25 protein-coding genes are annotated in these 25,466 nt (G+C 35.0%); 8 read left to right on the top strand and 17 right to left on the bottom strand.

Annotated elements, in window-relative coordinates:
- Positions 1–103: 103 nt before the first annotated feature.
- From ACKPCA_RS07555 to ACKPCA_RS07545, 3 genes are all read left to right on the top strand, one after another.
- Positions 104–1,009 (top strand): bifunctional enoyl-CoA hydratase/phosphate acetyltransferase, encoded by a 906-nt coding sequence (locus tag ACKPCA_RS07555; protein ID WP_321282269.1) that lies wholly within the window; start codon positions 104–106, stop codon positions 1,007–1,009.
- Positions 1,010–1,066: 57 nt separating this feature from the next.
- A complete protein-coding gene (locus ACKPCA_RS07550) occupies positions 1,067–1,978 on the top strand; it encodes a phosphate acyltransferase (protein ID WP_321282268.1) in 912 nt (303 codons plus the stop codon).
- Positions 1,979–2,346: 368 nt separating this feature from the next.
- On the top strand, positions 2,347–3,471 hold the full coding sequence (locus tag ACKPCA_RS07545) for a twitch domain-containing radical SAM protein (protein ID WP_321282267.1): 1,125 nt from the start codon (positions 2,347–2,349) through the stop codon (positions 3,469–3,471).
- A gap of 8 nt (positions 3,472–3,479) precedes the next feature.
- Here the strand turns inward: ACKPCA_RS07545 and ACKPCA_RS07540 are convergent, their stop codons facing one another.
- The 10 genes from ACKPCA_RS07540 to ACKPCA_RS07495 form a co-directional block, all read right to left on the bottom strand.
- Positions 3,480–3,815: a carboxymuconolactone decarboxylase family protein gene (locus ACKPCA_RS07540; RefSeq protein ID WP_321282266.1), complete on the bottom strand. Its 336-nt coding sequence runs from the start codon at positions 3,813–3,815 to the stop codon at positions 3,480–3,482.
- A 76-nt stretch (positions 3,816–3,891) separates the two neighbouring features.
- Positions 3,892–4,497 carry a hypothetical protein gene (locus tag ACKPCA_RS07535; protein ID WP_321282265.1) on the bottom strand — a complete coding sequence of 202 codons (606 nt, stop codon included), beginning with the start codon at positions 4,495–4,497 and terminating at the stop codon, positions 3,892–3,894.
- Positions 4,498–5,277 (bottom strand): hypothetical protein, encoded by a 780-nt coding sequence (locus ACKPCA_RS07530; protein ID WP_321282264.1) that lies wholly within the window; start codon positions 5,275–5,277, stop codon positions 4,498–4,500. It lies immediately after the preceding gene.
- Positions 5,278–5,316: 39 nt separating this feature from the next.
- Positions 5,317–5,751 (bottom strand): hypothetical protein, encoded by a 435-nt coding sequence (locus ACKPCA_RS07525; RefSeq protein ID WP_054720340.1) that lies wholly within the window; start codon positions 5,749–5,751, stop codon positions 5,317–5,319.
- Between the two features lie 62 nt (positions 5,752–5,813).
- Entirely contained in the window at positions 5,814–6,227 is a 414-nt protein-coding gene (locus ACKPCA_RS07520; protein ID WP_321282263.1) for a hypothetical protein, read from the bottom strand.
- Positions 6,228–6,282: 55 nt separating this feature from the next.
- Positions 6,283–6,864 (bottom strand): hypothetical protein, encoded by a 582-nt coding sequence (locus tag ACKPCA_RS07515; RefSeq protein ID WP_321282262.1) that lies wholly within the window; start codon positions 6,862–6,864, stop codon positions 6,283–6,285.
- A gap of 110 nt (positions 6,865–6,974) precedes the next feature.
- The gene (locus ACKPCA_RS07510; RefSeq protein ID WP_321282261.1) at positions 6,975–7,694 is read right to left on the bottom strand and encodes an ABC transporter ATP-binding protein; all 720 of its coding nucleotides are present in this window, start codon (positions 7,692–7,694) and stop codon (positions 6,975–6,977) included.
- Positions 7,695–7,714: 20 nt separating this feature from the next.
- Positions 7,715–9,187 (bottom strand): DUF5687 family protein, encoded by a 1,473-nt coding sequence (locus ACKPCA_RS07505; RefSeq protein WP_321282260.1) that lies wholly within the window; start codon positions 9,185–9,187, stop codon positions 7,715–7,717.
- 73 nt (positions 9,188–9,260) lie between these two features.
- Complete coding sequence (locus ACKPCA_RS07500; RefSeq protein ID WP_321282259.1) at positions 9,261–9,677, bottom strand: flotillin-like FloA family protein; 417 nt, start codon at positions 9,675–9,677, stop codon at positions 9,261–9,263.
- A 229-nt stretch (positions 9,678–9,906) separates the two neighbouring features.
- Positions 9,907–10,614, bottom strand: coding sequence for a DUF4145 domain-containing protein (locus ACKPCA_RS07495; protein WP_321282258.1), 708 nt, complete (start codon positions 10,612–10,614; stop codon positions 9,907–9,909).
- A gap of 1,445 nt (positions 10,615–12,059) precedes the next feature.
- Here ACKPCA_RS07495 and ACKPCA_RS07490 point away from each other — a divergent pair.
- Positions 12,060–12,977, top strand: coding sequence for a peptidase associated/transthyretin-like domain-containing protein (locus ACKPCA_RS07490; protein WP_321282257.1), 918 nt, complete (start codon positions 12,060–12,062; stop codon positions 12,975–12,977).
- A gap of 400 nt (positions 12,978–13,377) precedes the next feature.
- On the opposite strand, the gene ACKPCA_RS07485 is transcribed toward ACKPCA_RS07490, so the two are convergent.
- The 4 genes from ACKPCA_RS07485 to trhO all read right to left on the bottom strand — a co-directional run bounded on the left by ACKPCA_RS07485 (position 13,378) and on the right by trhO (position 17,516).
- Positions 13,378–13,983, bottom strand: a complete 606-nt coding sequence (locus ACKPCA_RS07485) for a hypothetical protein (protein WP_321282256.1) — start codon at positions 13,981–13,983, stop codon at positions 13,378–13,380.
- Positions 13,984–14,217: 234 nt separating this feature from the next.
- A complete protein-coding gene (locus tag ACKPCA_RS07480; RefSeq protein ID WP_321282255.1) occupies positions 14,218–15,147 on the bottom strand; it encodes a hypothetical protein in 930 nt (309 codons plus the stop codon).
- A 193-nt stretch (positions 15,148–15,340) separates the two neighbouring features.
- Positions 15,341–16,336 (bottom strand): tRNA dihydrouridine synthase, encoded by a 996-nt coding sequence (locus ACKPCA_RS07475; RefSeq protein ID WP_321282254.1) that lies wholly within the window; start codon positions 16,334–16,336, stop codon positions 15,341–15,343.
- 139 nt (positions 16,337–16,475) lie between these two features.
- Complete coding sequence (gene trhO, locus ACKPCA_RS07470) at positions 16,476–17,516, bottom strand: oxygen-dependent tRNA uridine(34) hydroxylase TrhO (protein WP_321282253.1); 1,041 nt, start codon at positions 17,514–17,516, stop codon at positions 16,476–16,478.
- Between the two features lie 274 nt (positions 17,517–17,790).
- Here trhO and ACKPCA_RS07465 point away from each other — a divergent pair, with 274 nt between their 5' ends.
- Positions 17,791–18,837: an NAD(P)/FAD-dependent oxidoreductase gene (locus ACKPCA_RS07465; protein WP_321282252.1), complete on the top strand. Its 1,047-nt coding sequence runs from the start codon at positions 17,791–17,793 to the stop codon at positions 18,835–18,837.
- Positions 18,838–19,054: 217 nt separating this feature from the next.
- Here the strand turns inward: ACKPCA_RS07465 and ACKPCA_RS07460 are convergent, their stop codons facing one another.
- Both ACKPCA_RS07460 and ACKPCA_RS07455 read right to left on the bottom strand, forming a co-directional pair.
- Complete coding sequence (locus tag ACKPCA_RS07460) at positions 19,055–19,618, bottom strand: SHOCT domain-containing protein (RefSeq protein WP_321282251.1); 564 nt, start codon at positions 19,616–19,618, stop codon at positions 19,055–19,057.
- A gap of 11 nt (positions 19,619–19,629) precedes the next feature.
- Positions 19,630–19,836, bottom strand: coding sequence for a hypothetical protein (locus ACKPCA_RS07455; RefSeq protein WP_321282250.1), 207 nt, complete (start codon positions 19,834–19,836; stop codon positions 19,630–19,632).
- 652 nt (positions 19,837–20,488) lie between these two features.
- Between ACKPCA_RS07455 and ACKPCA_RS07450 the strand changes: the two genes are divergently transcribed.
- The 3 genes from ACKPCA_RS07450 to ACKPCA_RS07440 are packed head-to-tail and all read left to right on the top strand — an operon-like array spanning position 20,489 to position 24,110.
- Complete coding sequence (locus ACKPCA_RS07450) at positions 20,489–21,271, top strand: polysaccharide biosynthesis/export family protein (protein ID WP_321282249.1); 783 nt, start codon at positions 20,489–20,491, stop codon at positions 21,269–21,271.
- Positions 21,272–21,301: 30 nt separating this feature from the next.
- Complete coding sequence (locus tag ACKPCA_RS07445; RefSeq protein ID WP_321282248.1) at positions 21,302–23,686, top strand: GumC family protein; 2,385 nt, start codon at positions 21,302–21,304, stop codon at positions 23,684–23,686.
- A 28-nt stretch (positions 23,687–23,714) separates the two neighbouring features.
- A complete protein-coding gene (locus ACKPCA_RS07440; protein ID WP_321282247.1) occupies positions 23,715–24,110 on the top strand; it encodes a BT0820 family HAD-type phosphatase in 396 nt (131 codons plus the stop codon).
- Positions 24,111–24,166: 56 nt separating this feature from the next.
- Here ACKPCA_RS07440 and rsgA read toward each other — a convergent pair whose 3' ends face one another.
- Positions 24,167–25,222, bottom strand: coding sequence for a ribosome small subunit-dependent GTPase A (gene rsgA, locus ACKPCA_RS07435; RefSeq protein WP_321282246.1), 1,056 nt, complete (start codon positions 25,220–25,222; stop codon positions 24,167–24,169).
- Positions 25,223–25,466 lie beyond the last annotated feature (244 nt).

Raw genomic sequence — 25,466 nt, 5'->3', positions numbered from 1 at the left:
TATATGCAGTATTAGATGTGATTCGTAATTATTTCATATTTTTGCCTTACAACTAAATCAAGGGGAATTAATTCCTTAAACAACACTAAAACATATAAAGAAGATGATTACACGTTTGGAGCAAATCATTGACGTTCTGAAAAGTAACGAGAAAAAACGTTTGGTAGCAGCTTATGCTAACGATGCACATACAATTGAAGCTGTTAACAATGCTGTAGAAAAAGGGATTGTTGAAGCTACATTGGTAGGTGATGAAGAAACCATTAAGAAGACTTGTGCTGAGCACAATATTGATGTTACTAAATTCACTGTGGTGCATGAGCCAGTTGAAATAAAAGCTGCTCAAAAAGCAGTTGAGTTAATTCGCAATGGCGAAGGTGATATGATTATGAAAGGATTGGTTAGTACAGATAAGTACATGAAAGCAATCTTAAACAAGGAAACTGGATTAATGCCTCCAAAAGCTGTTTTGAGTCACGTTACAGTAATGGAGAATCCAAACTATCACAAGCTATTGGTATGTAGTGATGTTGCTGTTATTCCTCAGCCAGATCTTAATCAAAAAATTGCATTAACAAACTATGTAATCAATGTTGCAAGAGCTTTAGGTATCGAAACTCCAAAAGTTGCATTGGTTGCTGCTTCAGAGCAAGTTTTACCAAAAATGGAAGCTTGTGTTGATGCAACCATTATCTCAAAAATGGCTGATCGTGGTCAGATTAAAAATGCTTATGTTGACGGACCTTTGGCAATTGATGTTGCTATCGATAAGGAATCAGTGGAGATTAAGAAACTAGAATCAAAAGTTGCTGGCGATGCTGACTGTTTGGTATTCCCAAATATCGAGTCGGGTAATGTTTTCTACAAGACAAATACCAAATTAGCTAAAGCTGAACTTGGTGCATTTGTAGTTGGCGCAAAATGTCCAGCTATTCTTTCATCTCGTGGTGATAGTGTTCTTACAAAATTATATTCGATTGCTTTAGCAGCTTTAGTTGCTTCAAAATAATATATTTCATGTAGAGACGTACGGCCGTACGTCTCTAACTATTTAAATTAAAAATATATGTCCCCAATTCGTTCCCTTGACCAAATGGTCGACCATCTTCGCGAAAGCGGTAAGAAAAAGAAAATTGCTGTTGCATACGCACAGGATCCAAATACAATTGGTGCCATTGCAAAAGCCATAAATGAAGGCTTTGTTGAAGCTGTAATGATTGGTGATGAAAAGGAAATTCGTACAAAGGCTGAAGCGGAAGGAATCAATCCGGAAATCTTTACCATTGTTCACATTCCTAACGATGTTGAAGCAACAACAGAGGCTGTACGTATGGCTCGAGAAGATGAGGCAGATGTTGTGATGAAAGGTTTGGTAGGAACAGATAAATTCCTTAAAGCAGTTTTAAACAAAGAAAAGGGCTTGTTGCCTCCAAAAGCCGTAATGAGCTACGTTTGTGCTCTTGATTTACCAAAGTATGATAAGCTTCTGTTTGTATCTGATACTGCAGTTTTGCCTTATCCTGATTTGAATCAGAAGGTTGCCATGGTGAACTATTCGGTAAAGATGGCGAAGAGATTCGGAATTGAGAAGCCAAAAGTTGCTTTGATTTCAGCTACTGAAAAGCCAAATCCTGCGTTCCAGGGATCAGTGGATGATTCAATTATCTGTAAAATGGCCGATCGTGGTCAGATTAAAGATTGTATTGTTGATGGACCATTGGATGTATTTTTGGCATGTGATCCTGCATCGGTTGAAATTAAAGGAATTCCAACGCCAATTAATGGAGAAGCCGATTGTTTGATTTTCCCTTCTTTGGAAGCATGTAATTCATTCTACAAAGGATTGATGTTGTTTGGCGGTGGAGAACTTGGTGGATTAATTCAAGGAACAAGCAAACCAGTGGTAGTAATGTCGAGAAGTGAGAGTGAAAAATCGAAATTCTACTGCATCGCTTTATCTGTTTTAATGGCAGACTAATACAATTGAGAATTATCAATTTACAATATAGGAAGAGATGCGTTTTATAGCGTGTCTCTTTTTTAATTTAACCACAAAGGAAAGACTAAGGATTTCACTAAGTTGCACAAAAGGTTAAGGTTTAGTAGCTTGGCATCCGACAATGAGCTGGGACCCATAGGTGTAAATGGCGTAAAACAAAATTCCATGAGTAAAGAACGAACGAATATTATTTTGTTTGGTCATTGAATCGTAATGGGTAGTGAAGTGTTGGGGCTTATACTTTTTGATTCTTTTGTGGTAATGAAAAAAGAATAGCCTGTCCAGCTTGAGGACAGATATTAGAATCTTATTTTTGTACTATGAACAACCAAACACCATATTGCTTAATGCCTTGGATCCACTATCATGTGGGAAATTCAGGAAAAGTAAAGGCCTGTTGTGTGGCCAATATTCCTTACGGGGATTGCAATACACAAAACTTTAATGAAATTTGGAATGGAGAAGCAATTATTGCAGTTCGTGAGAAATTCATGAAAGGAGAATCGGATAACAGATGTGGTGTTTGTCAACGCTTAGAAGCAGCAGGAGGGAAGAGCATCCGACAGGAAACTCATGAGAAGTACGGAGAACTGTTTGAAAGGAATCATTCTCAATTTCCCATTTACTTCGACATTCGTTTTTCCAATGCTTGCAATTTTGCTTGCCGCACTTGCTGGCATGGAGCCAGCTCAGCATGGTTTCCAGAAGCCAAACAATTAAAGCGTAATCTGGGAGAAATGGCTTTGCTACAAAACATTACTGATTTCGAAAACTTTATTGCAGAAACCGGAGAGGCCTTGTTGCAAGCCAAAGAAATCTATTTTGCAGGAGGTGAGCCTTTGGTTACCAAAGAGCATTATCAATTGCTCGACTGGTTGGTAGAGAACAAGGCCACACAAATGAAATTGCGCTACAATACCAATTTTTCGGTTTTGAAGTTCGGTGAATATGATGTGCTTGATTATTGGAAGCACTTTCCTGAGGTGGAAATTCTTGCGAGCATTGATGCACATGGAAAATTAGGTGAATACATCCGTAAAGGTTTCAATTGGCCGCAGTTTCAGGAGAATAGAGAGGCAATTCGATCTTTGAAACACATTCGTTTTGTAATTGCTCCAACCATTTCAGTTTTATCCATTAAGAATTTACCAGAATTGTACCGTACATGTATAATGGAACAAATTATTGAACCCGATGCACTCTACATCAATATGCTAGACAGACCACTGTACTACAACACCAAAGTAATGCCTGAGGAATTAAAGCAAACTGTTGTTACAGAATATCAAAAGTTTTATGATTGGGCAGAAAAAAAACAAATTCCACAATCGGTAATCAGCCAACTAAAAGAATGTGAGGCATACATGCTAAGTGAAGACCTATCGAAACATTGGCCACAGTTTTTAAAAGAAACCAAATTGGTGGATGAGATGAGAGATGAGGCTTATTCTGAATTAGGAATTGTTAATTGAGACATAAATTAAACTATTGCTAATTCTTCCATCATTTTAAAAGCGTATCGTGCCGCTGGATAGGTAATGGATCCACCTCCAATTACACCCATTTTAATGGCTTCGATAATCTCTTCTTTGCTGGCCTTTTGTTCTAGGCAGCCTTGTAAGTGATACAATATGCATTCATTGCAATGCGATAATACAGAAATGGATAAACCTGTTAGTTCTTTGTATTTCTTCGGGATAGCTCCATCTGCATAAATACTGTCATCTAATGCTCCAAAAGTGGCGAAGAAATCATCATGTTTTGCCATCAATTGATTCAATTCCTTTCGGCTTTGGTTTTGTTTGGAGATGCTCATGATTAAAAGGATTTATATTTGTTCCTGAATTTTAATGATTGAATTTTAGATTTTATCATGATTGTGTTATTATTTTCTAGAATTTATAACATAAACCTACTTTAACTCCAGATACCATTAGATGTTCATGATATTTTTCATTAGAGAATGGTATAAGTGCATGAGACTTGAGATAGGGATTTACGAATAGGGATGCTCCACAGACAAAATCATATTTAGCACCTAAACCCACAATACCACCAATGCCTGATTGAGAATCGATGATGCTTGAGTCTTCGGTATCAATATCGATTGACAAGCCCCCATTCAGAAAGAAGTATTTTCCAAAATTTGCTCTCATTGTTAAGGGTATGCTTATTATTGAAAGGTCACTTTTCATTAGACTTGTTTCATATTCTGGAGGCAAATTCGGCTCAGCAACAATTGAAGAATGTAGATACTCAATGCCAGTTTCCAAATCTAACCAATTGTTAATCTCATGAAGGTAGGTAAGTCCAATAGCATAAAAGTTTTCACTATTGTAGCTTGCAGCACCAGTCAACGATTGAAAGTGAACTACATCGCTTTCTGCAACGGAATAGGTAACACCTATTTTGTTTTTGGAGTTTTTCGTAGATACTTCTTGGGCATTACTAATATTAAATGTAAGTAGTAAACTGGTTAGAATGGCTAATGTTTTCATTTATTTATCTGTCGGTTTTAAATGGGAATTCTTTATTTTAACAGCTTCAATATGTTTAAGCAATTTACTGTTATCAATTGTGTAAATCCAAACGGTATCTGTGTATTTGTAAGATTTTACGATGCTTTTTAAATCAGGAAAAATAGCTGGTCTTGAATACCCGTTCTTAGAATAGAATAATCCATCTTTGTAATAGATACCATGATTAATTCTGTCTTGCTCTTGTAAGGCTAATAATGCCTCCTTGGGCATATTGTGTTTGTTCTTTTTGAATTCTTTCCATGAAATTGCCTTACTTTCCAAATTGATAGCGTCCAATACAAGAAGGTAAGTTTTGGAGCCAATTAATGTTTCAGAATCAAAGTAAGGGTGCGGGTTAATATTGTTATTTTTGAAGAAATTTTCCAAGGCAAAAGAAAAACAGGTTTGTCCTTCGAATTTATGAGATCGAAAATAGCTTGCTGAATCAACTTCAACTTGTTGAAAATATTTTCTTTCCTTCAGTTTTTCCATATCTGCTTTATGCTCTTTAAAATCTTTTTCAAGATCTCTAATGAACTGATGAATTTCAAGTACGGTATCGAGAATGTGATAATTGAAGATGCTATCAGACTTTTTAACTTTTACAAGCTCTTTGTCTTTATTTTGCTTGAATTGGTATTGATACGAAATGTTTTTCCTTGTTAAATTATCCACATATTGAACCTGTGATTGCGAGGAACAAGCGAATACAAACAATGCAAGCGTTGTTTGTATGAATAGGTTTACATGCTTTCTCATTAATTGGTGTCTTAATTTGCTTATTAGTATATAGTTTATCTATTCCATCAACTTCAACCTTTCCTCTCGGCGGAATATGATCTTGGCAGAAGGAGTAAGGCCAATTTCCAATTCGATTTCCTCCAGATTCATGCTGTCAATCTTTACTTCCCCTTTTATTTCTACAGCTTTAAACAGGCCCATTAGTATAAAGTTTAGAAACTTGTTCTTTTTGGTTTTAGTTAGAATGGCTTCCTTCTCTTCGTTGCTAATTGGATGCACTTGCTTAAATCGTGCAAACAAACGGGGTAGAAGAGCAATGTCAACATCCAAACGAACCAAAACAAAACCTGCTTTCTCAATATCAGGCAGAGCATCATTTAACTTTTGTATGCCAATCTTAAGTTTATCCTTGCCCGAACTTTTAATATTGCTCCAAAGTTCAGAGCCTTTCTTTTTAGCATCGTCTAATAAGTCGTCCAGTCCGTTTGCCATGGTGTAACTATTTTAATGTTTGTGATTTAAATAAATATTGATGATAGAATTGTGCTGTCGTCTTATAAATTGACCAATATTGCAATAAAGGTTAGGACTCCAATAATTGTGGTAAATATTCCAGTTCTCCTTGATTTGGTCCAGCCAGAAAGAGCTATTAAAACAGAAAGAGCAATGATTCCCAATATAAATGCTATAAAACCAATGATCTTTGGAAGTGCAAGATCAGCATTCTCAACTTTGAAAGGGAAGCCATTGGTTGTCATCAATAGAATTTTAGTCATGGCAAACAAGGTGATTAAAAAGCAGGCTGCAGCAACGGTCGTAACTTTTAAAATATGATTTGATATTCTTTTTTCGGTATTACTAACCAAGATATTCGCCATTACTGCAATCGAAAAGCCGCTCAATAATGAACTAATTACAATTAACTGATTGGCAATTTTGTTTAAATACTCTGGTTCTAGTTCTAACATCTATTTTTGAGTTTATTTTGTATAAGTCTGGATACACTAATAGGAATAGCTCTTTCTATTTCATAATATCATTCACCTTTTTGATATTTCTTTTTAGCCTAAAAACATCAAAATTAATTCTGATTAAAAGATACAAGCTAATGCCAAATACAGCTACCGGAAATTTATTCCAGATTGGATTTAAGTCGAATACTTGAAAAAAGGCGGCTAGCATGATTACGATCAAAGGAATTCCAGTAATGTATATGTATTTCGTACGATCGTTCAGTTTAGAGATCATGAATTCTAAATCCATGTTTACTTTTTCATTAAAGCTGATGTTTGAACCTTTAATTTTCTTCGCATGCTTTTTTAGCAAAACTTCCAGGTAAGCAAAAGGAGCCTTAAATGCAAACAACATGGTAAACTGAACCAGCAATGCTGTATTATCCCACTTTTTTGATACAAAATCATACTCCAGGTAGGCAAACAAACTTGCATAAATTACCAGGCAGAGCAATATCATTACAAATCCATAATCAAGAAAAGCATACTGACTAAGTTTTTTATCTTTTTTCTCCTGGCTCTTGCCTTTCCATTGGTATGCAGGTTTGAACCCTTCGATAATTTTTATTCGTTTCTCTATTGATTGTGTCATCTTCAATCTTTTCTTTACTAATAATGCGAATCAAGAATTGATGATTTCAGAAGCACATGCCAGGCACCTCAACGATGCCAGACATGTTTAGATCTATTTAAAGTTTTAGCTTAACTTTCTGTCTCAACAGCAGCCTCAGGATTGAAATAACCTTCCAATTCACCCAGAGTATCATTTGAGGTTAGTAGGTCCTTAACCACTTCACCTTTTTCCAAAATTACGATGCGCTCACTTACTTCGGCAATATGATTTAAGTCGTGACTGGAGATGAGCATGGTCAAGTTCTTTTTCTGGTGTAGATCCTTCAACAACATCTTCAGACGTATCTGAGAAGAGGGATCTAGGTTGGCAAAAGGTTCATCCAGAATTAAAACCTCAGGTTGACTAATGATAGCACCAAAGATGCCAATCTTCTTTTGATTCCCTTTCGAGAAATCGCGAACATACTTGTTCTTATTCAGAATTTCATCACCAAAGAAATCAGCAAAATCATTGTAAAATACTTGCAGTTCCTCCTTGGTAACACCATTAATATCAGCAATAAACTTAAAGTACTCTTCAGGTTTTAAGAAGTCAATTAAAAAGCCTTCATCCAGGAACGAACCTGTATAGTTTTTCCACTGACTGTCAGCGTGTACAGCAATATTTTTACTCAATACCTGTCCTTTGTCTGCCTTAATCAAATCGAGTATCAGTCTAAATAATGTGGTTTTTCCTGCTCCATTATTCCCAACCAAACCAAACGATTCGCCTTGTTGAATTTGCAATTGTTCTATGTCTAAAACCTTAACGGCATTATATGCTTTGCTTAAATTTTCTATATGTATCATGATATTAATTTCTTTTTTAATTACTTATTTCTAAATCCTTCCGACATTTGGTATCGCTTCTCAATAAAACGTTGGGTAATGATATCCAGCAATTTTTCGCGGAACAATAAACCCGATACGCCTAGTATGCCGATAACAGCAAAACCCAAATTGGCTTGATCGAACAAACCAAAAGGCAGATAGATGAATATTGGAATCACCAACAGCGGAATCATTAAAACAAAATGTCTTCCGCCCACACCTTGATAATTAAATGCTGAACCTTTCGAAAGATCCATGTATTGGTTGTTGTTTGTTGCAAAGTAGAGAAGCAGCAGGCTATTAATGCCAATATTAAACAAGAAGCACATGCTGTTTATAATCAGGATATCGATACCATAATAAACATAGAATGTTGATAAAAGGAAAATTACCGTACTGGTCGACATCATCAAATAGTATTTGGCTTTGATGTAATCCTTATAAGTATTATTGGCGGTCAGCATCAAATCAAAATGTCCCGATTCCCAGGCAAAGAAGTACAAACCAAAGCTCATCATAAAACCACCTGATATGAATATGCCTATAAAAATCAAAAAGCCATTCATTTCATGATAATCAGGTTTGGTATAAAAAAACAATCCATACAGCAGGAACAAAGGCGCCATAAATAGCATGGTTCTGGTTCGCTTATTTCTTACGCACATTTTAAGTTCCAGTAGGGCAAAGGTTCCAATTTTTCCGAAACGATCCAGATAATTCAGATTCTCCAAACTGCTTCTCTGGTTGGTATCGCCCTTTCCAAAATCTTCCAACGAAAAATGATTATATAACAATTGGAAATTCAGGTAATAAGCCACAACAAAAAGCAGCAGTCCAAGCAGTAAGAACAATGGCTGTTCAATTACTTGCATAAACACAAGTGACGAAAAGGCCTGCAGATCGATAATACCAAACTGATCTAGGAAAAGCAAAGCACCAACACTGGCCAGGAACAGATAAAAGACATATTCATGCTTTATCTGCACTCTTTTGATGTAGATAGACAGGTAATTAACAAACAAATCTCCAACCATTACGCTGCCAACAATCACCCAAAAGCTATAAGTATCCATCTGCTTGTGTAAACCAAGGGTAATAGCCAAAACAAAACTAATCGGCAGGATGTTAAGACTGTTAAACAAAGGTTTGGTCAACATGAAATTAACCAATTTGCTTTTTCTTATAGGTAAAATCAAATAAGGCTTTACCATTAAAGTTGGCAGTTTCTGCAGCATGTAGCGGAACAGAAGAATAGCCAAAAAGAAATACAATCCATAGCGCAATAAATCGGCAATAGGATTCGCAGAGCTTTTGGCAAGTGTTGAACCCACGTAAAAGCCTCCTCCAAGTAATTCAAGGAATAAAATGAAAAAGATAAAGCCCATAAAGACTTTGATGCCAGTACTCTTGGAGACTGCCGCCGATCGGGTGGCTGCTTTCCATTGATGGCTCAATAATGTGAATTTTTGCATACCTGTTTTATAAAATGTTCTTGTTTTGATTCATGTTAAATTCTTTTTCTTGCAATAGCTATATGAATAAGCTTCACTCAAAAATTTTCTCTTCTTCTTTTCTAGACTCCACCTCTTTATGCACTAACTTCACCAAATCGATGCCTTTAAAGTCTGATGAGCATGCATTTTTAAATGACAATTTTAATCCAGCGTGTTTTGCCGCAATTAATCCATTAATAACATTTGCAGTATTTCCTCCAGCTAGGGCATGAGCTTCCAATTCAGTTCTATTAATTGGAATACCACCTTTGGTTGCTGTAATCAAGCCCATTACAATATCCTGAATAGGAGATTTTCTCAGTCGCATAAATATTAATTCTATTAATGTAAGCTTTACCCCTGATAGTAGTGCAGAAAACCAGAGTGCAACTGGGACTAAATAGAAAAATACTGGTATTCCGATTAATACCGATACGATTAATAGAATAATTGTGCTTATGTCGTTCATAGTGTTGTTTGATAAATTGTGGGTGTTCTTATATTTTACAAAGCATATTGTCATTAACGTTTAGTATATGAGCATGTGGCGAGCTTAATTGTGGTTTCGTATCAAGCTATAAAGTAGCCAAAGCTACACCTTTTAAATTAGTCAAATCGATAGATTTGGCGGAGGTGATTAGCGCTATTATCGCTCGAACACCTACATAAACCGCTATTGCATATATACAGTGTTGTGCTTAGTCATTATTTGCTTTCTTTTCTTCAGTCTTTCTTATTCCTGTATCCACTATTTCATTCAACATTTCTTCTCTTTCATATCGATTGATATACCAATCCTTTATCAGAATTTCAATCAACTTAATAAGTACTTGAGCTTCTTTCGGTTCAACATCAATTATTAAATTGATGTCTTTTTCCATATGTGCTCCAATATTTCCAATTTTTCGAGTAGCATCAATTGATTTCCATGTCAACGGATCAACTTTGTCCTTTATTTCCTCTATTTCTTTAAATAATGTTGAACTTTTAACATTCCAAAAATCTCTAATCATGCCTTGTAAACATCTTCTAGCTAAGGTAGCAGAGGCTTTTGGACTCTGGTCAATAATAGCACATGCTTCTTCGTAGTCTTGAATTATCGCTTTTGGAATATATCCAGGAAAAACTTTGGCAAATGAATTAGGTACTTGTCGCCAATGTTTAATTTCTTTTTGGTCATAATGTCTCCAACTTCCATTTCTAGCTTCATATACACTATCAAACAGAATAGACCCTAATACATATTTATTGCATTCAGCATTTGGGCATACAATGAAATATGAATAAAGTACTTTATATCCGTCAGCATTTTCAATCGATAATCCAAATTCTCTATCTACAAAATTCTTTTCAGTAATTGTTGTATGATGATTGCAATGTGGACATTGCCATTTAAATGGTTCCATTATTGTTTGTTTTTTAATTAAGCACAACTTGTATATAAACGCAACCAATTACGTTTATTTTTTTATAAAAGAATCATCTTATGCGTTTACACCTCTAATATTGGTTTGTAAACTCATAAAGCCAATTATAAGCCAACCAAATCTACTGTTTTTATTACACAATAACATTTATATGATACTAAAATGTATTGTGCTTATGTAATTTAATTCCATACTAAATAATAATGGTTCTGTATGATTCATAGTGGATAATTCTTTAGAATTATCATTACCGACCTTCACTTTACATCAGTGCCCACTATGGGCATTGGAAGGTCAAGCTGCTTAGACGTAGAAAAATTTTTAGTAAGACGGGGAAGCTAAGAACTTGTTCGAAGATCACCCCGCCGCACTTAAATTTTTCAAGTATAAGAAGTTTGATCTTACGCGCCCTAGATTTTTTGCTGACTTTTTGATCAATGCAAAAAGTCAGAGCCATGCGGCTTGAGCAAATTAAAGCTTAGTTAATAATAATATTCTAATTAAATGAATTTGCTATTCACGGTATTTCATATGGTATTATAATGCTAATGTCTTTATAAGTTTTGTGCTTTCACAGACATAGCGAGTTTTGAAGTGTAATTCGAAGTTCAGAATAGGAAAAACTGCATGTTAAGAGCTATTACAATCTGTTAATTAGAAAGATTAAGAAATTAGATAGGAGAGAAGTCCATTTAAAGACATGCCCAATAAAAATCATAGTTTTCCATGTATTGTCCATTCTGTTTTTGAGGCAAATAACTCACTGATAGAGCAAAACCCATCAATGAAAATTTTTTATGTAATCATTTATTCTTAAATTGATTGGGTGTTTGCTTCAACACTGAATCCAATCCAAGATCTTTGAAGCAGAACAGTTTATACGAGAGATTTTGAGGGGAGAGAGTTTATTCATCTTTTAAAGAATCGACGATGTCAGACCAACAAACTTTATTCGAATACCCGGTAGAAAGCACCGTACTACCCGAAATTACCGACGAACAGTTGTATGAACTCCTTAGCACCATTGCCTAATGAGCTTACAATTACTATTTGTAAGCTAAAACTACAAACCAAGGCATTTAAAGCTCTCTCGCAGCCATTTACAGTGAAGATCTTCAAATCAACACACTAGTTTTACCCAATGATATAGCTGTTTTATTGAAAGACATTAATGATTTATCAAACTACACAACTGATTTATAGAACGACATTTAAGATTTGGCCAGTGACATTAAAGATTTATAGAATGACATGCAGGTTATGATGAAAGACATTGCAGTTTTAAAGAAAGATACGGTAGATGGTTGGAACTACACAAGAGATTAGAAATGAAACACAGAAAACCATAAGACTATATTTAATGACTGGTCCATCAAATCAAATGCTACAACTACTCACTTAAAGAATCAATAAAACAAACACTTATGCACAAAAGAATTAGAGCCAAAATCGAAAGCTACATGTCTATCGAAGACATTTTAAACGAAAATCTGGAGGTTTTTGAATCGGATCCTTCAGCCAAAAATCAAATTCAAAGCTTTTTAGAGGATTGCAAAAAGCTCAAGAATATGCGCGTAAAATTAAATGAGTCTACCAAATGGATTACTTTGGAAAACAATAAGTTGTTTAAGCTGCTTGTAAAGAAAGCGCAAGTATTGGAGATTGCCATCAACCGTTTGGTAGCGGATACCAATGATTTGGAACTGCTAATCAATCTGAACAGACATCTTCGAAACATCAAACGTGGAATACATCTCCGAAGAATCAATTCAGGTTTCGCCCTGCACGATTTATGCAAAAAACACCAAAGTCAATTGGCTACTTACGGCACAAGTGAAGAACTTTTGCAGGGCTATCGCCAAATCCTCCTGAATATAGAAGGCAATATTCTGAAAAGAATACAAATAAAGGATCAGAACGATAAAGGCAGAAAGGAGTTCAACGAATTGGTTGCTAGTATCAATCAATTTCTAAAGCAAAAACTCGATTGGACCATCAATTCCTACCAGGAATCCCAAGCCGAATTGTACTTCAAGTATCATTCAGCCCGAAAACTGAAGAAATACCACACAAGGCATTACAGTGTACGTGGATTCATTGTCGACAAAGACACCGGCCAGCCCATCTCATATGGCATCGTTCGTGTTTTGGAAAACGATATGCAAACGAAAATTACCAAAAATGGCAACTTCAACTTCATGAACTTCCCAGAGGGCCAGTTCACACTCAAAGTAGAAAACCATGCCTACCACAGTTGCCAGCAAATCATAAGAAGATACAGCAACGAACACCTAAACCTCAAAATCGAATTGCAAGCACTTTCCGTTGTTCATCCTAGCTAATAAGACAACTAACACTATGTCGTAATTCCAAAAGAAACCCAAATCTTAATTATTGTGGAGATCGGCATCATCTACGCAAGTGGGGCCCCATAGGTAAAGAAAGCGGCAAATAGAAATGCTGTCGAACGAAGTATGAGTGAGACTATTTATTTCTATTCGCTTTTGAGCCGTCATGGGTCATTGAGTAGATGCGTCGTAGATTGTTTTTCGCGAAATATTATTTCGAGTGCTCATAGTCTCACGTCGTTCGGCAGCTTACTTTTTATCAATGGAAAAGTAAAGGAACATTTTGTTACAAAAAGCACACTACATCAAATATCCTCAGCAGTTGCGAAGATACCCCATAACAAAACCCACCAGGAATCACTCCTGGCAGGCTTCTATTCAGATAAGTTAAATCCTACTTAAAACCATAAGTAACACCATCAATGGTCGCACGTTGAATGGTATCACTTACTCCCCATGCATTCGAAAAGCTGTTGATTTCCCCTATACCAGCAGCAAATACGATGGTATGCTCTTCATCAACAATTAAAGTTGCATTGTAGAAGAATCTTTTGCAGTTTTCCAATTCGGTATCATCAAACTCGAAAGTAATTTCAGGAAGAACTGTCACTGTCCACTCATCATCTCTACCATTCGAGTTGTTAATGTATGTCCAGCTATCATCAGCGCATAAATTAAAATCAGCAAATAAATACTCTCCCGATTGATCACTGTTTAGTTGGTATACCTTATTGTCACCTGTGGTTCTAAAGTAGGTATTGTAGGTATAATATAAAGTATCAGCACGATAGGTTTCGTGCGTAATCACCCTGTATTCTTTGTTGTTAATTATTTCCGATCCGCTAACCTTTCGGATATGATCTTTATACTCCCAGGTATCGCCAATGTGTATAGGAAAATAATCTGTCGATTCAATTACTGGGATACTGGCATCATCATCACATGCAGTGAACAATGCAATGAGTGCCAATACGAATGGAACAAGTCTTTTGGCTTTCATGGAGCATCTGTTTTTGAATGGTTTCGATAAAACTTATATAAGTTAGATGCGGAAAATCCAATTGGTTGCGTGAGAATCTTATTCTTCAACTCATTTTGCAATATAAATGACTGCAAGCGAGTTGCTCTCATTTGATTGAAGAAGGTTTAAAATATCATATTTGTAGCAAAGGGGCAATACTTCAATTGAAGTATTGCCCCTCTGTTATTCTATATTATCTGTATAGATGTTTTTTTATTCTATTAAGGTAAAATTGCCCGAAGCTATATTCACTTTGTAAGTTCGTTCACCTTTGGTTCCATCTTTCTGAGTGTATTTAATATTGCAATTTACATACCCATCTTTTGGTTGACTAAAGACAACTTCATCCTTTCGAATGTCTGATGGCAAGTCGGAAAGAGGGTTGTTGGTTTCCCAAATGATTTTATTTGTTGGAATATTTTTGCGTTGAAATCCATCAACAAAACTGATACACTCTTCAAGACTAATTGGAGTATAGTAATCATCCAAGTTGTCTTTACTTATTTCATAATGCTTGATTCCATCCATTGTGTAACAGATGTATTTTTTTATCTGTGGATTAAAATCAGTACTCCATAGGACCATAAAGCTATCCTCAAACCAAGGGGTAATTTTATTGAAGAAGTATTCTGTTTGTGGCCTTGTAAAACTTTGTATTCTTTTGATTTGCTGATTCGAAATCGTATACAAGTCACTTGATATAGCATGTTTTTGTTGGAAATCATTGTAAGGAATCATTCCCCATAGTACGAATGCATAACTATTCTCAAACTCATGTACGCTTCTGATTGAAAAATCATCAATGGTGTAAGTTGTAGTTTTTCCATAGTCTTCATCAATATGTACAATGGTGTCTAATTGAATATATTCATTCGAGAAAAAGATTGACTTGTCTTTTTTGTCAAAGCCTTTAATGATAAGCTTGTCTTTTATACGACCATTAAAATAAATGGTGTTTGTATCTGAGCCAATTACAAAACTTTCATATTTTACACTTGTGTTAAACAAATTGTATTCAGCCAATAACTTTTCGAATTCATTGGATGGTTGCAATTCTTCTTCAATAATAGGAGAATCACTATCCGAACAAGAGAACATCATTAATACAATGGCTAATCCATAAAAGAACTTATTTGTTTTCATATTTAATTTGCTTGCTGATTGTATTTTAAAATAAGACAATCAATTGATTTGTAATTTATCTTAACAATTTGCTAAAGATAAAAAACAATAAGTCATAATCATCATTAAAGTCTAATAAATATCAATGCAAAATCATTAAATAAAACGAAATAATATAGTTAGGAAACAAGCAAAGCACTTTACTGATAACTGTTTACTGGTAACTGTTCACTGTAAACTGTTTTACCGCTTCATAAACCTCCTCAGCATTTCTGGTGTTCATCAAATCATTACGCAGGGACGATGCACCACGGAATTCATTGGTATAGATTTTAAAGAAACGACGCAGAATGGCAAAGTTTTTCGAATTGCCCCAAGTCTTGTCGAATAAATGCGTGTGCTTCAACATTAGATCAAGCTTTTCTTCCATTTCAATCTCTTCCTTTTCGGGATGAAAGAACCATGGATTCTTAAAAATACCTCTCCCTATCATCACGCCATCAACGCCATAAGTCTCACACTTGTCCAATCCTTCCTGGTACGATTCCACATCTCCATTGCCAATCAATTTGATGTGTGGAGCCAATTCATTACGCAATTGAACCGCTTTCGCGATTTCGTTCCAGTCGGCCGTGCCTTCCGACATTTGTTTCTGAATTCTACCATGAATGGTCAACGCATCAATAGGCGTTTGCAACAAATGTGAAACCCACGATTCGGTAACCACTTCCTTAAAACCGATTCTGGTTTTTACGCTTAAAGGCAAATTGGTAGCTTCCTTGGTTGCCAGAATAATCTCTTTGGCCAAATCTGGTTGCGCAATCAAGGCCGAGCAACAACCATTTTTCACCACATTCTTCACCGGGCAACCCATATTGATGTCTATGCCATCAAAATCGGTCTCGTTGGCAATGTATTTTGCCGTCTTGTAATACTTTTCAGGATCCTTTCCCCAGATCTGCGCAATCAGTTTTACATTCTTTTCTTTCAGCAATTTCTTTTCCGATGCATTAATCTGCAGGCGATGCTTTACCTTCTCGTGTCCAACCGGGTGACACATGCCTTCAACCGAGGTAAATTCTGAAAACAGAAGGTTCAGTTTGCCACTTGCTGCGCTTTGCAAAACAACCTCACGAAAAGATGTATCGGTAACATCTTCCATGGGAGCTAGCGAAAAGTTTGGTGTTTGTATGTTGTGCCAGAAATTCATTTTATTCAGTTATCAGTTAACAATGAGCAGTAAACAGTTATTAGTAATCAGATGATTTTTGATTCTTCCCCTTTTAGGGGATCCCGAAAGTTTTCGTGGAGCCGACAGGCGAAGGGGTGCTTATTATACTTTACCCTTATTACTTTGTACTTCTTTTTAGCTTTGGCCTAATCCTCTGTCTATAAATTTGACTCTTGCTATACTTATCGTGGAATTTTGAACGCAATTTGATTCTTTCTTCCTCTGGCAATTCAATGATTTCTTTGCACTCGTCGGTACAACATCCATTGTAATGCTCACGACATTCATCACACTGAATAAACAATAGATGACAATCGTCGTTGACACAATTGGTATGCGTATCACATGTTTTTCCACACTGGTGACATTTGGCTATCACCTCATTATTGATACTTTCGCCCAATCGTTCGTCGAAAACAAAGTTCTTTCCCCTGAATTTTGATTCCAACCCAAGCTGTTTAATCTCTTGTGCATAGGCAATAATACCACCGTGCAATTGGTTTACATCTTCAAATCCATGATGTTTTAAATATGCACTGGCTTTTTCACAGCGTACACCACCAGTGCAATACAATAAAAACTTCTTGTCCTTGTCCTTTGCAAAGTCACGAACTACCATGTCAATCTCTTCACGAAAAGTATCCACATCAGGACAAATAGCATTCTCGAAATGTCCCACTTCACTTTCATAGTGATTTCTCATATCGATAACAATGTTGTCGGGATTGCTTAGCTCCTCATGAAACTCAATAGGAGATAGATGTGTACCTACATTGGTGGTGTCGAATGTATTGTCATCCAAACCATCGGCAACAATTTTTGGTCGCACTTTAATGGTAAGTTTGTAAAATGATTTACCATCATCTTCAACAGCCCATTTAATTGGCATATCTACCAATTCTTTTCGGCTGTTCATATCTGTAAAAAAGGCATCCAAGTTATGCTCTGGCACACTCATTTGTGCATTAATTCCTTCCTTGGCAATATAGATTCTCCCTTTGCAGTTCAAAAGGAACCACTTCTTGAATAATTCGTCGCGGCATGCTTTCGGATCCTCAAAATTCACATATCGGTAAAACGAAATGGTTTTGCGCGCAAAATCTTCGGCTTCCATTTCCTTCACAAGTTCTTCTTTGCTCAGTTTATTATACAGTTGCATAATTTAAAATATCAAATATTCAATCTCCAAATTCTCAATTGTTATATGCTAGCATTTACAAATGTTTGGTGCTTATTTTTTGGAATTTGAAACTTTTGTTATCGCTATTTAGAATAAATAAATATTGCAAAAATAGTTCATTTGGATAAATCACAAAGCAATTGGTAATAAAAAAGGAGTTTTAACTCTTTATTTTAAGGAAAATGTTTAGGTTTACTTATGAAATTCTTAACTTTTATATAAGAAAGTACCAATTATCAATCTACAAAATCAAATGAACAAACAGTTTTTAATTGTCGGACAAGGTATTGCAGGCTCATTATTGGCTTATAACATGTACAAGGCCGGTTTAAGCTTTAAAATCGTATCGAGCCTTGAGCTTCGCAAAGCTTCGGATGTTGCTGCAGGTTTATTCAATCCGCTTGTGTTTAAACGACTAACCAAGAGTTGGATGGTTGATGACTGTTTGCCCATAATGTTTGAAACCTACCGTGAATTGGAAGATCTGTTGGGACACAAGTTTCTGTACGAGAAGGATATTTTAAAGCCATTATCAGAGCATGAAAGCTTGATGTGGAGGGAGAGAAGAGCTCAGGATAACTTTGGCGATTTTATTTCTGATATTGAAATTAATAATGTTGGCAAAGGCATCAAAGGGATGCATGCTTATGGGAAAGTAACCCAATCGGGCTATGTTGATTTGCCAAAAATGCTGAAAAAACTACGCAAGTTCTTTAAAAGCGAAGGACTAATTGTTGATTCGTATTTTGATTACAAGGATTTGGGCTTCATCGACAATCAAATCTCCTGGCATGGATTAATGGCCGAAACCATCGTCTTTTGTGAAGGGTATCGTGCAACTGAGAATCCATATTTTAGTAGTTTGGATTTTAGACCAACCAAGGGAGAGTTACTGGAAATTCATTGTGATGAATTGCAGGAGGACTATATCTTGAATAAGAAGTTGTTTGTGATGCCCGTTGGAAATCATCGTTTCAAGGTAGGAGCCACCTACGATTGGACTCAATTGGATGAAGAAACAACGGAAGAAGCAAAAATAGATATCCTATCCAGATTGGACGATTTAATTGATCTGCCTTATAAAGTGATTAATCAGTGGGCAGGAATCCGCCCAACAGTTTCTGATCGTCGTCCTATTTTGGGAATTCACCCATTGCATGAACATATTGCCATTTTTAATGGTTTAGGTACAAAAGGGGTAATGTTAGCACCTTATTTTGCTAGAGAAATGACACGTTTTCTTTCTGTAAGCGACTATCCTTTAGCACCTGAAATTGATATTCGAAGGTTTTTGAAGTAATTGACTTATATTGCTTTGGCTAAAGAAATAGAAATAGGTGTTTAATGCAAGAAGCATAAGAAAGTAGTATCCCATAAAGTGTGATTGAAAAGTTTGACTTTCAGCCTAAAGGTATTTCCAATTTTTCTTAAGCTCATTTATTGCCTCCGAAGAAATCAGAATAACTTTAGTTACACACTTTATGGGATACAACTAAGATGCACTTGCAGATCTTTTTTTACTCTTCTGTGTCCTCTTGCTCGGTTAGCTTTTTCGCTTTCTTAATTTTTTCTTCCAAAGTTTTTACACTTTTTTCTGCTTTTTCAATTTTTGCTTTCTTTTCATTGAACTCTTCCTCAGAGATTTCCCCTTTATCTTTTGAGGCCTTTAATTTTTCTTTCGACTTTTTAATTTTATCCTTTGCCTCTTTTATTTTTTCATCCTTACTTTTAATTGTTTTTCTTAAAGCCTTCGATCGTTCTTCACGAATCATTTTAGCCTGTCTTGCTCTTTCTTGACCAAACTCTTTTCCTTTTAATTCACCTTTGTTTTTGCCATAAGCATGCCCCTCTTTCTCCATTTCTTTTTTTGAAGAATCTTGTTTCTTTATAGCTTTCTCTTTTTGTCCTTTAAGCTTCTCTTTTACATTTTTTTCAAGGCTATCTTTTTTTGCTTTGTGAACTTTCTCAGTTTTATTTTTTCTTTTCCCTTTATTTTCATCTTTTCCTTTCTGAGCTAGAAGTTCTGTGTTTGCAGTCAGAATAAAGCAAAAGGACAATAGAATAATAATGTATTTTTTCATACAAATAGATTTTAAATTTCTTCTAGTAATTTATCAACTTCTTCTGAAGCCTTCTCGATATCTTCTTTTGTGTTTTCAAGTTCAATGGCTACAGAATCTACTTCCACTTTTTCTTGTTTAGGAGGAGGTGGTGGTGGTTGTTTGTCTTTTTGTTTTGAATCGCCACATGATTGAAGGACAATAAATGCGAAACCTAGCAGCATAATGATTTTCTTCATAATTATTTTGTTTTGATTAGGATTCTTTAAAATAAGAATTATTTATAAATAATCATCTGATTAAATAAGAATAAAAACTTTCATGAGGCAAGGAGAATCACCAACGAAAGTTTTTACGTTATAGTGATTTATGAATTACCTAATCACTCTTAACTTCTTCATATCAATTTGTAAAATTTAACTGAAAGTTATCATCTTTTTTGTGTTGTTGACTTATGCATTTGCGCTGAAGATTGAAAAAGAATTCCGATGTATAGAACTAAATGGATCATCAAGTCAATTTTACTTATTTATTTAAATAAGATGCAAGTATAATCACATAATGGGGTAATTGACTTCGAGAATGCAATGAACAAAATTATAATGTTAATAGAATATGCGGAAACTTTTGGTACATAGTCAAATATAAGTTTGAACGTAATCCAAGTCTAGACTAAATGCATAACTATTCAATTATTATTGGTTATGTATTACATTATTAGTTTGTAATTGTTGCTATAGATAAATGCCATTTTTATCAGGATAATCTGATTGTTAGTCAATGAAATTTGTATGACAACTTCTAAACAAAATTATTTTTTTAATTTCGCAGGCCTTGAGCTAATTAAGGGTGAGAACTATAAAATTATAAGATCTACAATTTAATTTATTTATGAAAAAACATCTACTCTTTTTGTTTCTTATTTTAATATCGTTGATAAACTTTTCATGTAAAACAAGTAAAAATCTAGTTTACTTAAACAATACTCAGGATGATGAATTACTTGTTGATATGCCTGAGAGTACTGACGAATACAAAATAAAGGTTAATGACAATTTATTTGTAGATATAAAATCGCTAAGCCCTGAGGTAAATGCAATTTTTAATCCAGCGCAAGGAGTAGGAACTCAAGGAGGAACTCAACAAAATTACGGACAGATTTCAGGTCAATACCTAAATGGTTTTTTAGTTGATTTAAGAGGAAATATCAATTTGCCTATCATTGGATTTGTAAATGTATTGGATAAAACTCTTGAAGAAGCCAGAGTAGAAATACAAAGCAAAGCTGATGAATATATTAAAGAAGCAACGGTAAAGGTAAAACTTTTAAGTTTTAAGATTACGGTGATGGGAGAGGTAAAGAATCCTGGTGTGTACTACAACTATTCCAATAGCTTAACGGTTCTTGAAGGGATAAGTATGGCGAATGGAGTAACTGATTATGCACGAATAAAAAAAGTGCTTGTGTTAAGACCAACTCCCAGGGGAAGTAAGACCCATAGGCTTGATTTAACAGATAAAAGTTTTCTTAATTCGAAAGCCTTCTTTCTACAGCCTAATGATGTAGTGTATGTGGAACCTGACAAATACAAAAATGTGAAGTTGAATTCTCCTATGTATTCACTGTTCTTGTCAACAATATCTACCTTAATATTGGTGTTCAACATACTTTAATCTCTCTGTTTTTTAATCTTATTATAATTGATGATGCAATCAAATAGTGTTCAGGATATATCTGTAAATGAAGATGAAATTGATTTAAAAGAACTTTTTTTCAGACTTCTTTCTAAATGGCATTGGTTTGTTGTTTTTGGATTTCTGGGTATTGTGTTAGGCTTCCTATTTAGTAGAGTCTCTCAACCAGTTTATGATGCTAAATCTGTAATCCTTGTGGATGAGAATAAAAAAGGAATGGGGGTTGAAAACCTGTTTGAGGGAATGGAACTTGGAAATGGTCCTAACATGCAGAATCATGTAGGTATTTTGAATTCTTATACTTTAAATCTGCAGGCACTTAATAATCTTAATTGGAGAACTACTTTCTACAAGAAAAACTTCATGAAAAAAACAGACTTGTATAAAACGAGTCCGTTTAAGATTTCTGAAAATGGAGGAGAAAACCTAACAGGGGTTGAATTGTTGATCACACCATTGGAAGGAAATCATTATTCTATTCGGGTTGATGATAAGTTTGTAGACGGAAATGTTGAATATGATGTGGCGTTTGAGGCCACAGGAGAGTTCGGTGTTCCATTTAAAAATCAATATTTTGATTTTACATTAGAAAAAATCGCAGATCTTCATGCTGAAGAATATTCCTTCTATTTTAATAATCTCGAAGTATTAGCACTTGATTATGTAGAGAAAGTAGGTGTTAATCTGGTAGATAAGAATTCGGAATTAATTCAATTGGGTTTACAGGGAAGTAATTCTCAAAGAATTGTGGATTATTTGAATGAGCTTAGTGATGTATATCTTCAGTTTGGTTTAAAGAAAAAGAATCAGATATCTTTAAATACGGTGATGTTTATCGATAATCAACTTGATGGAATAGTAGATTCGCTTAAAACAGCGGGTCAAGAGTTCTCAGATTTTAGATCAAAAAACAAATCGATTGATTTGAGTCATGAAGCTGAACTGGTATTGGATAAGGTTGCAGAAATCGAAAAAGAACAATCTGAAATTGATTTTAGAATTGATTACTTTCGAAATCTTTTGAATTATATGGGGAATGCAAAGCAAATGGAAAAAGTTGCTGCTCCATCTTTCGTAGGAATTGCTGATGCTGGATTGAATACTCAAGTAGTGAAACTAGCAGAACTTTACGGGGAACAAACCAAACTTTCATTTGTTGCAAAAGATAAGAATCCAACTTTGATCATTTTGAATAAGGAAATAAACAATGTGATCAAGTCTTTGGAAGAAAATGTTAGAAACCTGTTGACTCACGCAGAAACAGAAGCCAGGACTTTAAAGAAAAGGAAGGATAACATTACCATTAGATTAGCCGGACTTCCTGAAACGGAACAGGAAATGATTAATATCAAGAGAAGGTTTGATCTGAATAATGAAATTTACACTTTTTTATTAAAGAAGAGAGCTGAAGCTTCAATTCAAACTGCATCAAACATCTCAGATGTTCAGATTATTGATCCCGCAAGAGTTCGTACTGTAAAGAAAATAGGACCCAAAACAATGCTGCTAATGGTTATTGGTGGGTTTTTTGGAGGTCTATTGCCATTGATTATTATTCTGTTGAAAGACTTCTTCAATGACTCTGTTAAATCTAAAGAGGATTTGGAGAAGGGGACAACTTTGCCTATAATGGGTGAGATTGCACGTAACAATTACAAACAAGAAATGGCAATTGTTAGCCATCCAAGATCTGGTCTTGCAGAATCATACAGAGGACTTAGAACCAATTTACAATATAAGTTCAAAGGTGATTTGAAGAAGGTTATTGGAGTTCACTCTATGATTCCTGGAGAAGGAAAAACTTTTACTGCCTCTAATTTAGCTACTATCATTGCAATGGATAATAAAAAGGTTCTCCTTGTTGCTTGTGATTTAAGAAAACCACGATTGCATGATGTATTTGGTGTTCCTAATGGAGCAGGTTTATCAACCTATTTAATTGGACAAAGTTCATTCAAGGAGATTCTTAATCAGACTCAATTGGAATGCCTTCAATTTGTAAATTCAGGAGCAATTCCACCGAACCCTGCAGAGCTGCTTGGAGGAAAAGAATTTGAAGAATTTTTAACGGAAGCCAAAAATCAATACGACTATATTGTATTAGATAATGCTCCGGTTACTTTGGTAACGGATGGGGTATTAACAAGCAAATTTGCGGATTCTAATTTGTTTGTACTGAGACAAGGATACAGTAAGCAGAATCAGATAAAATTCATAAACCAACTGTCGAAAAAAGGAGATATGAATGAAGTTGGTATAGTTTTAAATGATACAGTTCATAAAGGATATGGTAACTCCTATGGCAGTTATGGATATGGAAATGGCTATTATGATGAAGACCATTCCCCAAGATCCTTTAAAGAGAAATTATTGGGAACTTTCTCCCGAAATTAAAATCTACTTATAACCAAAATTTAGAAAAATGATTATTGCAGTTGATTTTGACGGAACTATTGTTGAACAGAAATATCCAAAGTTAGGTAAGGAAATTCCATTCGCAACTCAAACTTTAAAGATGTTGCAAAACCAGGGACATCGTTTGATTTTGTGGACCTATCGATCAGGAAAAGAACTTAGTGATGCCATTGAATTTTGTAAATCAAAAGGAGTGGAGTTTTACGCAATCAATAAAAATTATCCGGAAGAGGTTTTTGATGGAAATATAAGTCGAAAAATAAAAGCGGATATGTATATTGACGATATGAATTTTGGAGGTTTACCTGATTGGGGGCAAATCTTTGATAGCATATGCAATGGTAACAGAACAGTGTATTCCAATAATAAGCGAAAAGGAATTTTGAGTAAAATTTTTGGCTAAATAAAATGATATTGCAAGGGCTTAGATTTAAAAACTAAGCCCTTTGTTTTTAATGATTATCGGTTTTTATATCCCGATTTTTTCATATTCTTAATGATTTTGGATAGTTTCTTTCCTTTTTGTTTTCTATCCTGTAAACTGCTTTCATAATGTTCCATTTCTCGGTTCAAACGCATAAAACTTTCGTATTCATCTTCTGAAATACCTCCAGTTTTAACGGCTTTTAAAATTTTACAGCCTTTTTCGTTGGTATGTGTACAGTTATGAAACTTACAGCCTTTAACGAGTTCGTCGATTCCATGAAAGCCAGATGATCCAGCTTCTGAACTTGGCGCTGTTAATCCAAATTCTCGAGTGCCAGGCGTGTCAATTACAACTCCACCACTCTTCAGAATATACAATTCTCTAGAAGTGGTAGTATGTGCTCCTTTCATGGTAGCTTGACTGATTTCTCCTGTTTTTATATTATTCTCTTCTTCCAGAGTATTTATTATTGAGGATTTCCCCACTCCCGATGCACCTATAAAAACATACGATTTACCTGTTAGAATCTGATCTTTGAGCAATTTCATATTGCTTCCATGATATGCGCTAATGGGAATTGCCTGATAAGCATCTATCATGAAATTCATTGTAATCTGTTGTTCATCACTGATGGGTAGATCTGTTTTGTTAATCAGAACAATGGACTCGATATTACAGTTTTGCAATTGAACTAGTGTGCGCTCCAATCGTCTTAGGTTTAATCCAATTTCAAGACATTGAACTATAACAGCATAATCGATATTTGCAGCTATAATTTGTTCTGCAATTTCTTTCCCTGATTTTTGTCTGGAAAGGCAATTGTATCGAGGTAAAACTTTCGATATTATACCTAAATCACCATAATCTACAAATAAGACCCAGTCTCCCGTTTTGGGTTTTTCATTTTCATCTAGTCCAAACATTAAATTGCCTGCAAGTTCACAGGCTTTAATGCCATTTTCATGAATCACAATATAATTCGTTTTATTCACAGTTGAAATGCGACCAATGGTCATACTTTGTTTTTCGTCTGGAGTAAGAGAGGTTTCAAAAAAATCAGACCATCCCAATTTATTTAATGTATTCATTACATTCGGTTTAGGTTTCAGCCATAGTAATTGTTAGCTGAAATTAATTCACTAAAATTTATTGTATAAAAAAGTAGGCATCAAGTAAAAATGATGCAAAAGTGAAATGTCGGCAAGTTGATTTGAGACAAATCAAAAGACTTGCCTATAATGCGGCCTCCGAATGATATGTAGAAGTTGTTCTTTTAATCATGAGCTGTAAAAATAGGAAAAATATTCTTTGGGAACTAATTTGCAAATTGTA

This window comes from Marinifilum fragile, assembly GCF_963677365.1.
GTDB lineage: Bacteria > Bacteroidota > Bacteroidia > Bacteroidales > Marinifilaceae > Marinifilum > Marinifilum fragile.
Note: the sequence above shows the minus strand (reverse complement) of the source record. Positions and strands in the feature narration are given on the sequence as shown.

Excerpts from the sequence above, each read along its gene's own strand:
- ACKPCA_RS07455 (WP_321282250.1), bottom strand. The coding sequence starts at position 19,836 with ATGAAGAAAATCATTATGCTGCTAGGTTTCGCATTTATTGTCCTTCAA.
- ACKPCA_RS07510 (WP_321282261.1), bottom strand. The coding sequence starts at position 7,694 with ATGATACATATAGAAAATTTAAGCAAAGCATATAATGCCGTTAAGGTT.
- ACKPCA_RS07545 (WP_321282267.1), top strand. The coding sequence starts at position 2,347 with ATGCCTTGGATCCACTATCATGTGGGAAATTCAGGAAAAGTAAAGGCC.
- ACKPCA_RS07500 (WP_321282259.1), bottom strand. The coding sequence starts at position 9,677 with ATGAACGACATAAGCACAATTATTCTATTAATCGTATCGGTATTAATC.
- ACKPCA_RS07450 (WP_321282249.1), top strand. The coding sequence starts at position 20,489 with ATGAAAAAACATCTACTCTTTTTGTTTCTTATTTTAATATCGTTGATA.
- ACKPCA_RS07480 (WP_321282255.1), bottom strand. The coding sequence starts at position 15,147 with ATGAAAACAAATAAGTTCTTTTATGGATTAGCCATTGTATTAATGATG.
- ACKPCA_RS07515 (WP_321282262.1), bottom strand. The coding sequence starts at position 6,864 with ATGACACAATCAATAGAGAAACGAATAAAAATTATCGAAGGGTTCAAA.
- ACKPCA_RS07525 (WP_054720340.1), bottom strand. The coding sequence starts at position 5,751 with ATGGCAAACGGACTGGACGACTTATTAGACGATGCTAAAAAGAAAGGC.
- trhO (WP_321282253.1), bottom strand. The coding sequence starts at position 17,516 with ATGCAACTGTATAATAAACTGAGCAAAGAAGAACTTGTGAAGGAAATG.
- ACKPCA_RS07540 (WP_321282266.1), bottom strand. The coding sequence starts at position 3,815 with ATGAGCATCTCCAAACAAAACCAAAGCCGAAAGGAATTGAATCAATTG.
- ACKPCA_RS07495 (WP_321282258.1), bottom strand. The coding sequence starts at position 10,614 with ATGGAACCATTTAAATGGCAATGTCCACATTGCAATCATCATACAACA.
- ACKPCA_RS07475 (WP_321282254.1), bottom strand. The coding sequence starts at position 16,336 with ATGAATTTCTGGCACAACATACAAACACCAAACTTTTCGCTAGCTCCC.
- ACKPCA_RS07445 (WP_321282248.1), top strand. The coding sequence starts at position 21,302 with ATGATGCAATCAAATAGTGTTCAGGATATATCTGTAAATGAAGATGAA.
- ACKPCA_RS07490 (WP_321282257.1), top strand. The coding sequence starts at position 12,060 with ATGCACAAAAGAATTAGAGCCAAAATCGAAAGCTACATGTCTATCGAA.
- ACKPCA_RS07460 (WP_321282251.1), bottom strand. The coding sequence starts at position 19,618 with ATGAAAAAATACATTATTATTCTATTGTCCTTTTGCTTTATTCTGACT.
- rsgA (WP_321282246.1), bottom strand. The coding sequence starts at position 25,222 with ATGAATACATTAAATAAATTGGGATGGTCTGATTTTTTTGAAACCTCT.
- ACKPCA_RS07530 (WP_321282264.1), bottom strand. The coding sequence starts at position 5,277 with ATGAGAAAGCATGTAAACCTATTCATACAAACAACGCTTGCATTGTTT.
- ACKPCA_RS07550 (WP_321282268.1), top strand. The coding sequence starts at position 1,067 with ATGTCCCCAATTCGTTCCCTTGACCAAATGGTCGACCATCTTCGCGAA.
- ACKPCA_RS07535 (WP_321282265.1), bottom strand. The coding sequence starts at position 4,497 with ATGAAAACATTAGCCATTCTAACCAGTTTACTACTTACATTTAATATT.
- ACKPCA_RS07520 (WP_321282263.1), bottom strand. The coding sequence starts at position 6,227 with ATGTTAGAACTAGAACCAGAGTATTTAAACAAAATTGCCAATCAGTTA.
- ACKPCA_RS07555 (WP_321282269.1), top strand. The coding sequence starts at position 104 with ATGATTACACGTTTGGAGCAAATCATTGACGTTCTGAAAAGTAACGAG.
- ACKPCA_RS07440 (WP_321282247.1), top strand. The coding sequence starts at position 23,715 with ATGATTATTGCAGTTGATTTTGACGGAACTATTGTTGAACAGAAATAT.
- ACKPCA_RS07465 (WP_321282252.1), top strand. The coding sequence starts at position 17,791 with ATGAACAAACAGTTTTTAATTGTCGGACAAGGTATTGCAGGCTCATTA.
- ACKPCA_RS07485 (WP_321282256.1), bottom strand. The coding sequence starts at position 13,983 with ATGAAAGCCAAAAGACTTGTTCCATTCGTATTGGCACTCATTGCATTG.
- ACKPCA_RS07505 (WP_321282260.1), bottom strand. The coding sequence starts at position 9,187 with ATGCAAAAATTCACATTATTGAGCCATCAATGGAAAGCAGCCACCCGA.